Genomic DNA, 9,327 nt, shown 5'->3' with positions numbered 1-9,327 from the left:
CCGCCGCCGCCCGCCGAGGCTTTGATCATCACCGGATAGCCGATCTCGCGTGCGATCTTAACCGCCTCATCCGGGGTTTCGATCAGGCCCATATGACCCGGCACGGTCGAGACGCCCGCCTCGGCCGCCAGCTTCTTGGAGCTGATCTTGTCGCCCATGGCGTCGATGGCCTCGGGGTTCGGGCCGATGAAGGCGATGCCCTCGTCGCGCAAACGCCGCGCGAAGCCTGCGTTCTCCGACAGGAAGCCAAAGCCCGGATGCACGGCCTGCGCCCCCGTCTGGCGCACCGCCTCGACGATCTTGTCGGCCAGCAGATAGGACTGCGCCGCAGGCGCCGGCCCGATCAGCACCGCCTCGTCGGCCATCTCAACCGCCAGCGACCCGGCGTCGGCCTCGGAATAGACCTGCACCGTCTGGATGCCCATCTTGCGGCAGGTCTTGATGATCCGAACCGCGATCTCGCCGCGGTTGGCGATGAGGATTTTGGAGAACATGAGCGGTTAATCCTCACCGTTTTTTTTGAGGGCGCGTAGGCGAGCAACCAAATCTGCATATTGGTAGACAGCCTTGAGCAATTCTTTTGCTAGTTCGACTGCCAGCTCGGCCTCTTCCCGACCGATACTATCGTAACTTTTGGCCTCAATGTGAGCAGCATCGTTGCCGAGAAGGCGAAGTTCATCGGCAGCCTCAAGGAGTTCTTTCGGCACGACTACGCTATCGCCGAGGTTAGAGAGCCGGGCTTTCAGATCTTTTCCCGAAGCACATCGGTCCGCACACAACTCTTCAAGAATGCGCCGAACCATCAGCGCCGTAGCCTTATAGGCCTGCGCTGAAAAACAACTGATCGCCTCTTCGAGGCTCTCAAGTATATTGCTTGGAAGGTTTGTAGAATCGAAATCGAGAGTTTCGGGAGGATACCTCTCGACCACAATTCCTTCATCCTGGACGACAAAGGCGATAGCTCTACAGTCAGGATTGGGGCATCTGCGCACCCCAGCTTGGCGAACAAAGCCGTGGCCTGTCCAAGCGATATCTTTGCAGTTCGCGAAGCCCGCGAAGGTGCCCAGATTACCACAGGCAGAGCACCTCAGCCCGGCTGCAACGGGGTCTACCCCTTGACTTTGGCCCACAATTTGGAAGGTCATGAGGCTCTCACAGCGGAATATTGTCGTGCTTCTTCCAGGGGTTTTCCTGGACCTTGTTCTTCAGCGTCCGCAGCGCCTTCACCAGTCGCCGCCGCGTCCCGTGCGGCATGATGACGTCGTCGATGTAGCCCAGCCCCGCCGCCACGAAGGGATTGGCGAACCGCTCCTTGTACTCCGCCTCGCGCGCGGCAAGCGCCACCGGGTCGCCCGCCTCCTTGCGGAAGATGATCTCGACCGCGCCCTTGGCGCCCATGACCGCGATCTCGGCGGTGGGCCAGGCGTAGTTGACGTCGCCGCGCAGGTGTTTGGAGCTCATCACGTCATAGGCGCCGCCGTAGGCCTTGCGCGTGATCAGGGTCAGTTTCGGCACGGTCGCCTCGGCATAGGCGAACAGCAGCTTCGCCCCATGTTTGATCAGGGCGCCGTATTCCTGCTTGGTCCCCGGCATGAAGCCCGGCACGTCCACCAGCGTCACCAGCGGAATGTCGAAGGCATCGCAGTAACGCACGAACCGCGCGGCCTTGCGGCTTGAATCGATGTCAAGCACGCCCGCCAGCACCTGAGGCTGGTTGGCGACCACGCCGACCGTCTGGCCGTCCAACCGCCCGAAGCCGGTGATGATATTCTTGGCGAAGTCGGCGCCGATCTCGAAGAAGTCGGCCTCGTCGACCACCTTCAGGATCAGTTCCTTCATGTCATAGGGCTGGTTCGGGTTGGCCGGGATCAGGGTGTCCAGCGACGGCTCATCGCGATCCGGTTCGTCATAGCTCTCGCGCACCGGCGGCTTTTCGCGGTTCGACAGGGGCAGGAAGCCGATCAGGCGGCGCCCCTCCGACAGGGCCTCCAGATCGTTCTCGAACGCCCCGTCCGCGACGCCCGACTTGCCCGCATGAACGCGCGCGCCGCCCAGATCCTCATGGCTGACGACCTCGTTGGTGACGGTCTTCACCACGTCCGGGCCGGTCACGTACATGTAGGACGTGTCCTTCACCATGAAGATGAAGTCGGTGATGGCGGGCGAATAGACGTCGCCGCCGGCGCACGGCCCCATGATGACGCTGATCTGGGGAATGACGCCGCTGGCTAGCGTGTTCTGCAGGAAGATGTCGGCGTATCCGGCCAGGCTCTCGACCCCCTCCTGAATCCGCGCCCCGCCTGCGTCGAACAGGCCGATGATCGGCGCGCCGGTCGTCAGGGCCATCTTCTGCAGCTTGACGATCTTGGCCGCATGGGCGCCCGACAGCGACCCACCGAACACCGTGAAGTCCTTGGAGAAGACATAGACCAGACGCCCGCCGATGGTCCCGCGCCCCGTCACCACGCCGTCGCCAGGGATGCGCTGATCCTGCATTCCAAAGTCGTGGCTGCGGTGCTCGACGAACATGTCGGTCTCTTCGAAAGAGCCCTCGTCCAGCAGAACGTCGATGCGTTCGCGCGCCGTCAGCTTGCCCTTGGCGTGCTGGGCGGCGATACGCTTTTCGCCGCCGCCCTGTTTCGCGGCGGTGCGACGACGCTCCAGTTCTTCAAGGATGGCTTGAGTCATGATGGATTTACGCCTCTTGTTCGTGGAGGAAGGAGTGGCGGCTTCATCGCAAATACGCAAACGCAACTTTGCAAAAAGTGTGGAACTGCGCCGACTTGCAAAGGACGTCTTGATGATCTGCAAAGTTGCAAATGGCTGAGAAGCTTTTCCTTGGCGCCAAGTTGCGAAAACTGCGCGAGGCGCGCGGCTGGACTCTGGAGGCCTGCGCCGAACGTCTGGGCCTGTCGCCGTCCTATCTTTCGCAATTGGAGACGAACCAGCGCCCCGCCACCGCGCGGGTGCTGATCGCCCTGACGCGCGCCTTCCACGTCGACGCCAGCCTGTTTGATCTGGAGGGCGACGCCCGCCTGATCGCCGACCTGCGCGAAGCCACCACCGACATCGCCGGGCAGGCTGAACCGCCCACCGCCGCCGAGCTGAAACAAGCCGTCGCCAATACGCCGCGTCTGGCCCGCCAGTTTCTGGCCCTGCACCAGACCTTCCGCCGTCTGGACGAGCGGGTGAAGGCGCTGGACGACACCCTGGGCCGTGACGAACATGGCGCCAGCGTCGCCCTGCTGCCCTACGAAGAAGTGCGCGACTTCTTCCACTATCGCGACAACTACATCGACACCCTGGATACGGCGGCCGAGGCCCTGTCGGCGACCCTGCCGCAGGAGGGACAGGTCGAACGGGCGCTGGAGACCGCGCTCAGCGACATTCACGGCGTCCGTGTGGTCAGCGTCGGCGGCCAGCAGGCGCTGCGCCGCTATGATCCCGCCAGCCGCGTCCTTACGCTGGACGGCTGGCAACCGGATGCTACCCGCTCCTTCCAGCTGGCGCACCAGTTGGCCCTGCTGTCCTTCCGCGATCTGATCGAGGCGGAACTGGATCAGGCCGCCTTCCGAACCGATGCGGCGCGCGACGTGGCCCGCGTCGGTCTGGCCAACTATGCGGCGGGCGCGCTGCTGTTGCCCTACCGCGCCTTCCTTGAGGCGGCGCGCGAGGAAAAGCACGACATCGACCGGCTGCGGACCCGTTTCCAGGTCAGTTTCGAACAGGTCTGCCACCGCCTTTCGACCCTGCAGAAGCCCGGCTGGCGCGGCGTGCCCTTCTATTTCGCTCGCGTGGACATGGCCGGAAACATCACCAAGCGACACAGTGCGACGCGGTTCCAGTTCGCCCGTTTCGGCGGCGCCTGCCCCCTGTGGAACGTGCACGAAGCCTTCGCCGCGCCCGACCGGATCGGGGTGCAGTTGGCCGAAATGCCGGACGGTTCGCGTTACATCTCCATCGCCCGCAGCGTGTCCAAGCCCAGCGGCTCATACCTCGCCAACGACCGTCGCTACGCCCTTTCGCTGGGATGCGAGGTCGAACACGCCTCGGCCCTGGTCTATGCGGCCGGTCTGGACCTGAACGGCCCGGCAACCCGCATCGGCGTCAGTTGCCGCATCTGCGAGCGCACCGACTGCACCCAGCGCGCCTTCCCGCCCATCGACCGCACCCTGCATGTGCCGGAAAACGAACGCGGCGTGGTGCCCTATACGCTGGATGGCCCGCGCACGGATCGTTACTGACCCACGATCCGACCTCGACAAGCCGGGCGGGCGGCGGGAAAATCGCACCATGACCTCCCCCTCCTCTTCTGATCCGATCGGCGTCGCTGTCGTGGGCTATGGCCTGGCGGGCCAGACGTTCCATGCGCCGCTGATTTCCGCCACACCGGGCCTGGCCCTGCGCGCCGTCGTCTCCTCCCGTCCAGAAGCGGTTCACGCCGACTGGCCGCAGGTCGAGGTATTGCCTGATCTGGACGCGGCCCTGTCACGCGACGACATCGGCCTGATCGTCGTCGCCACGCCTGACGCCCTGCACGCCGAACAGGCCATCGCGGCGCTGGAGGCGGGTCGCAACGTCGTGGTCGACAAACCCTTCGCCCAGACTCTGGAACAGGCCGAGCAGGTCGCCGCCGTCGCCGCCCGATCCAAGGGCGTCATCAGCGTGTTCCAGAACCGGCGCTGGGATGCCGACTTCCTGACGCTGAAGCGCCTGATCACCGACGGCGAACTGGGCGAAATCGCCGTGTTCGAAAGCCATTACGACCGTTTCCGCCCCCAGGTCACCGACCGCTGGAAAGACAAGCGCGACGGGGGCGTCTGGGCCGATCTTGGTCCACACCTGATCGATCAGGCGGTCCAGTTGTTCGGTGCGCCTCAGTCGGTGCTGGCCGACATGGCGCGACAACGCCCCGGCGCTCCGGCGACCGACTGGTTCCACGTCGTGCTGCAATACGAGCGGCTGCGCGTCATCCTGCAGGCCAGCCACATCGCCGCCGACGCCAGCCTGCGTTACGCCGTCCACGGCACAGGCGGCAGCTTCATCAAGCGCGGGCTGGATGCTCAGGAAGGCCAGTCCAAGGCTGGCCTGCGTCCCGGCGACGCGGATTGGGGCCTCGACCCCAATCCCGGCGAACTGATCCGCCAGATCGATGGCGAAACCGTGCGCCAGACCGTGACGCCCGAACGCGGCGAGTATGTCCGCTTCTACGCCGGCGTCCGCGACGCCATCAGCACCGGCGCCCCGCCGCCCGTGACGCTGGATCAGGCCTTGACGGTCATGCGGATTATCGACGCCGGTGAACGCAGCGCGGCCGAGGGGCGGCGGATCGAGGTGTAGCCGCACCCTACCGCGAGTTCATCTACCCGCCTCATTCGCGCCTCATTTCGCTACGCATGTAGCGCTACAAATGTAGCGGACATGGAGAAGGCCGTGATCGAGTCCCTGCCCCGGCGAGAACGCGAAGTCTTCGAGACCCTGTGCCGACTGGAATCGGCCACCACCGCAGGCGTCCGCGCCGCCCTGTCCGACGCGCTCAGCGATTCCGCCATCCGCACCCTGCTGGCCCGGCTGGAGGCCAAGGGACTGGTCGAACGCGCCAACGGCGTGGACGGCTTCCACTACAGCCCCGTGCCGCGCACCGAGGCCGTCGCGGCAGGCGCCCTGCAACGGATGGTCGACACCTTCTTCTCCGGGTCCGCCGCCAACGCTGCGACCGCCCTTCTGGGCATGGGCGGCAAGATCACCGCCGACGAGGCCGAGGCGCTGGAGCGCGCCATCGACGAAGCGCTTGGACGCAAGACAGGGGGACGCAAATCATGATCGGCGCCGTCTTCATCTCCATGCTGGTGAAATCCAGCCTGATCGCGGGCGCAGGCCTGACCTGTTCGCACCTGCTGACCCGCCGCCCGGCTGACCGCGTGGACATTCTTCGCGCCACGACCTGCCTGCTGCTGGCCCTGCCGGTCATCACCGCCCTGTTCCCGGCGCTGAATCTGGCCGTCCTGCCCGCCGTCGCCCCGACAACCCATCTGCCCCTGCCCATGTGGCAGGGCGAGGTCACGCCCCTGCCCGGCGTCGAGGTGTCCGGCAGCCTGCCCTGGCCGTCGCCCCTGCATCTGGCCGCCGCCGTCTGGCTGATGGGCGTGGTGCTGATCGCAGGCAGACTGGCGCTGGGCGTTCTGACGCTGGATCGCTGGACCCGTCAGGGCCGCGCCGTCCAGTGCCCGACCTGGCTCAGCCATCTGGAGCGTCTGACGCGCGGCACACAGCCCACGCTGGTCTCGACTGACCGCGCCGCCAGTCCGCTCAGCTGGGGCGCTGCGCCCGGCGTCATTCTGATCGATCCAGCCAGTCTGGCCCAGCGTCAGGCCGCGCCCGCCATCCTGGCCCATGAACTGGCGCACCTGCGGCGGCATGACTGGGTGTTTCTGGTCCTGTCGCGCCTGACCCTGGCCCTGTTCTGGTTCAACCCGCTGGTCTGGCGTCTGCATGCTGACCTGGCGGCTCGCTCCGAGGAGGCCGCAGACGCAGCGGCCCTCCAGACCATCGACCGTCATCTCTACGCCAAGGCGCTGGTGCGTCTGGCCGCCCATCCCTCGCCCCGCGCCACGACCGCTCAGGCTTCGACAGCCATGGCGGCGGACGCCAAGTCCCTGAAAAAGAGGATCGCCTGCATCATGTCCGATACGTCCGCTCGCCGCCGCCCGATGACCGTCGCCCTGACGGTCGCCGCCCTCGCCGTTGTCGCCACGCCCTTGGCCGCGCTGGAAATCAGCCGTCAGGCCTGGGTCGAGGCCACGCCGCCCGTGCCCCCCGCTGCGCCTGTTCCCCATGCGCCGCCGACGCCGCCCGCACCGCCTGCGCATCTGACACTTGCGGCTCTGGCGCCCCTAGCGCCCGTTCCGCCCGCACCGCCTGCGGCCCCTCCGGCGCCAATGACCTGGGCTGCTCTGCCTGCACCGCCCGCCCCTCCGGCGCCGCCTGCGACGCCTGTACCCCCGGCCCCGCCTGCTCCTCCGCCCCCCGGCACGCAGGGCTACAGCTACCGATACGTCTATAATGCGGAAATCGACGCGGCCTCAGAGGCGCGCGACCAGGCTCGCCGCGAGGCGGATCAGGCCCGCCGTGAAGCCGATGCCGCCCGGACCCGCGCGGACGCCGCCCGCGTCGTCGCAGAGGCCCGCCGTCACGAAGATGCACGGATCCGCACCGAAGCCGCCCGCCAGCAAAGCCTCGCCACCGCCGCCCGCATCACCGCCACCCAGGCGGCGGCCATGGGCGAGCGCGCCCGTATCGAGGCTGAACGCAACCTGGGTCAGGCGCGCGTGGAGATGCGCAACGGCGCAGTCCATATGCGAAGCGGCGCCGCCGAAATGCGGCGTGAGGCGGTGCGTCTTCAAAGCCCGGCCTATCGCGCCCAGAAGATCGCCGACAATCGTGCGCGCGGAAACACGGTCACTGACGCCCAGTTGATCGAACTGTCCCGGACCCTGCCCGCCCGCGCCACCGAAATGGAGCGCAACGCCGACACGCTGGAGCAACGCGGCCGCACCCCGGCTTGATCGTAATGCGTCGGGTCTGAGCGGATCAGGCCCGGCGCAACTCCGCTTCCAGGGCCTCGGCCAGATCGCCGCGCCCGGCGACCGCCACACCGCCCGACAGCCCCAGCCAGCCCGCCATTCGCTTCAGTTCATGCGCCAGTCGTGCGGGGGTGTCGGCGTCCGCCTCCGGTTCTCGCCACGCCGCCTGCACCCGCAGTTCGCCCGCCTGTCGGTCAGACTTCAGATCGACCCGCGCCGTCAGCGTCTCGTCCTGCAGAAACGGCAGCACATAATAGCCATGCAGCCGCTTGTGCGCAGGCGTGTAGATTTCCAGCCGAACCTTCAGGCCAAACAGCCGCTCGGTCCGGTCGCGATGCCAGATCAGATTGTCGAACGGCGACAACAGGGCCTGCGCCGTGATCTTGCGGGGGCTGCGCGCGTCCGGGACCAGATAGGCCGCCTGTCTCCAGCCCGTGACCGCCACCGGCGTCAGTTCTCCCGCCTCGACCAGTTCGCCCAGCCGTGCCCGTGCATCATGGGCTGGCAGTCGAAAATAGTCGCGCAGGTCGGCCAGGGTCGCCACGCCCATCGCCCGCGCCCCGATCATCATCAGCCGTCGCTGCGCCTCGTCATGGTCAGGCGTCGGCATATTGACCACAGCATCCGGCAGCGCCCGCTCCGTCAGGTCATAGACCCGCTCGAAATTGCGCCGCGTCTTGGTCGTGATGAAGCCGGACCAGAACAGCCATTCCAGCGCCCGCTTGCCGTCCGACCATGACCACCAGCCGGGCGCGCCGCGCGGTCCCTCGGCGAAGTCGCCGCCCGTCACCGGACCGCGTCGTTCGATCTCGGCCAGAACCTGATCGATATAGTCGCGCCGTTCAAGTCCGAACCGGGCCAGACCCGTCCACAGTTCGCCGTCGCGCGCCCGTTCCATGCGCCAACGCAACAGGGGCTGGGTCTCCATCGGCATCAGCGACGCCTCATGTCCCCAGTATTCGAACAGCGACGGCTTCGCGCCCCAGGCCTCTGTCTCCAGATGCTCGCGCGGATAGTCCCCCAGACGCGAGAACAGCGGCAGATAATGGGTGCGGCTGACCACATTGACGCTGTCGATCTGGACCACGCCCAGCCGCCCCGCCACGTCCCTGACCTGCCTGCGACCCGCCATCGACGGATGGGCCTTTCCAAACCCCTGCGCCGCCAGGGCGATGCGTCGGGTAGCGTTGGCGCTGAGGGTTTCGGTCATGGGCGCTCCGGTCGGCAATCTCGGCTCAGGCCGCAGCTGTCACACTTGGGCATCCGCCAGCGGCGGGCAAGGCCGCAGGCTCGTCGAACAACCTGCGCACGTTTGATTACAGCCTGGAGAAAATTGGTGCAGACTGCCGTGCGATGAGGCTTTGTGAACGTTCACTCTCGCGCTAGACGAGATATCGGAGGGAATAATCAAATGGCAGGACCAACGGGGGACTCCGGTCCCGGCATCGCGGGCGACGACCGCGTCAACTTCGCCTTCATCGCCCTGATCGTGGCGGTCGCCACCATCGGCGGCTTCATGTTCGGCTATGATTCCGGCGTCATCAACGGCACGCAGGACGGGCTGGAGCAGGCCTTCAACCTGTCGGCGCTGGGCACAGGCTTCAACGTCGGCGCCATTCTGCTGGGCTGCGCGTTCGGCGCCTTTGCAGCAGGACGTCTGGCCGACGCCATCGGCCGCCGCACGGTGATGCAGATCGCCGCCGTCATGTTCATCATCTCGGCCATCTTGGCCGGCGCTGCAGAC

At 66.5% G+C, this 9,327-nt stretch carries 9 protein-coding genes; 5 read left to right on the top strand and 4 right to left on the bottom strand.

Going from position 1 to position 9,327, the window contains the following annotated elements:
- The 3 genes from QZ281_RS05275 to QZ281_RS05265 all read right to left on the bottom strand — a co-directional run.
- On the bottom strand, window positions 1-494 hold a 494-nt coding region (locus tag QZ281_RS05275; RefSeq protein ID WP_292225548.1), incomplete at its 3' end, for a biotin carboxylase N-terminal domain-containing protein.
- A gap of 6 nt (window positions 495-500) precedes the next feature.
- Window positions 501-1,145: a DUF4145 domain-containing protein gene (locus tag QZ281_RS05270; protein WP_292225546.1), complete on the bottom strand. Its 645-nt coding sequence runs from the start codon at window positions 1,143-1,145 to the stop codon at window positions 501-503.
- Between the two features lie 7 nt (window positions 1,146-1,152).
- Window positions 1,153-2,688: an acyl-CoA carboxylase subunit beta gene (locus QZ281_RS05265; protein WP_292225544.1), complete on the bottom strand. Its 1,536-nt coding sequence runs from the start codon at window positions 2,686-2,688 to the stop codon at window positions 1,153-1,155.
- A 131-nt stretch (window positions 2,689-2,819) separates the two neighbouring features.
- On the opposite strand from QZ281_RS05265, the gene QZ281_RS05260 reads away from it, so the two are divergent.
- From QZ281_RS05260 to QZ281_RS05245, 4 genes are all read left to right on the top strand, one after another.
- Window positions 2,820-4,244 carry a short-chain fatty acyl-CoA regulator family protein gene (locus QZ281_RS05260; RefSeq protein ID WP_292225542.1) on the top strand — a complete coding sequence of 475 codons (1,425 nt, stop codon included), beginning with the start codon at window positions 2,820-2,822 and terminating at the stop codon, window positions 4,242-4,244.
- Window positions 4,245-4,293: 49 nt separating this feature from the next.
- Window positions 4,294-5,340 carry an oxidoreductase gene (locus tag QZ281_RS05255; protein WP_292225540.1) on the top strand — a complete coding sequence of 349 codons (1,047 nt, stop codon included), beginning with the start codon at window positions 4,294-4,296 and terminating at the stop codon, window positions 5,338-5,340.
- Between the two features lie 93 nt (window positions 5,341-5,433).
- Entirely contained in the window at window positions 5,434-5,823 is a 390-nt protein-coding gene (locus QZ281_RS05250) for a BlaI/MecI/CopY family transcriptional regulator (RefSeq protein WP_292225538.1), read from the top strand.
- The gene (locus tag QZ281_RS05245) at window positions 5,820-7,565 is read left to right on the top strand and encodes a M56 family metallopeptidase (protein WP_292225536.1); all 1,746 of its coding nucleotides are present in this window, start codon (window positions 5,820-5,822) and stop codon (window positions 7,563-7,565) included. The genes QZ281_RS05250 and QZ281_RS05245 overlap by 4 nt, the downstream gene beginning before the upstream one ends.
- 25 nt (window positions 7,566-7,590) lie before the next feature.
- Here QZ281_RS05245 and QZ281_RS05240 read toward each other — a convergent pair whose 3' ends face one another.
- Entirely contained in the window at window positions 7,591-8,793 is a 1,203-nt protein-coding gene (locus tag QZ281_RS05240) for a winged helix-turn-helix domain-containing protein (RefSeq protein WP_292225534.1), read from the bottom strand.
- A 201-nt stretch (window positions 8,794-8,994) separates the two neighbouring features.
- Between QZ281_RS05240 and QZ281_RS05235 the strand changes: the two genes are divergently transcribed.
- The coding region (locus QZ281_RS05235) for an MFS transporter (RefSeq protein WP_292225530.1) at window positions 8,995-9,327 on the top strand (333 nt) is incomplete at its 3' end.

Source organism: Brevundimonas sp. (assembly GCF_018608325.1).
In the GTDB taxonomy this organism is placed as follows: domain Bacteria; phylum Pseudomonadota; class Alphaproteobacteria; order Caulobacterales; family Caulobacteraceae; genus Brevundimonas.
This window is presented reverse-complemented; position numbering and strand designations above follow the sequence as displayed.

Excerpts from the sequence above, each read along its gene's own strand:
- QZ281_RS05270 (WP_292225546.1), bottom strand. The coding sequence starts at position 1,145 with ATGACCTTCCAAATTGTGGGCCAAAGTCAAGGGGTAGACCCCGTTGCA.
- QZ281_RS05265 (WP_292225544.1), bottom strand. The coding sequence starts at position 2,688 with ATGACTCAAGCCATCCTTGAAGAACTGGAGCGTCGTCGCACCGCCGCG.
- QZ281_RS05260 (WP_292225542.1), top strand. The coding sequence starts at position 2,820 with ATGGCTGAGAAGCTTTTCCTTGGCGCCAAGTTGCGAAAACTGCGCGAG.
- QZ281_RS05255 (WP_292225540.1), top strand. The coding sequence starts at position 4,294 with ATGACCTCCCCCTCCTCTTCTGATCCGATCGGCGTCGCTGTCGTGGGC.
- QZ281_RS05245 (WP_292225536.1), top strand. The coding sequence starts at position 5,820 with ATGATCGGCGCCGTCTTCATCTCCATGCTGGTGAAATCCAGCCTGATC.
- QZ281_RS05240 (WP_292225534.1), bottom strand. The coding sequence starts at position 8,793 with ATGACCGAAACCCTCAGCGCCAACGCTACCCGACGCATCGCCCTGGCG.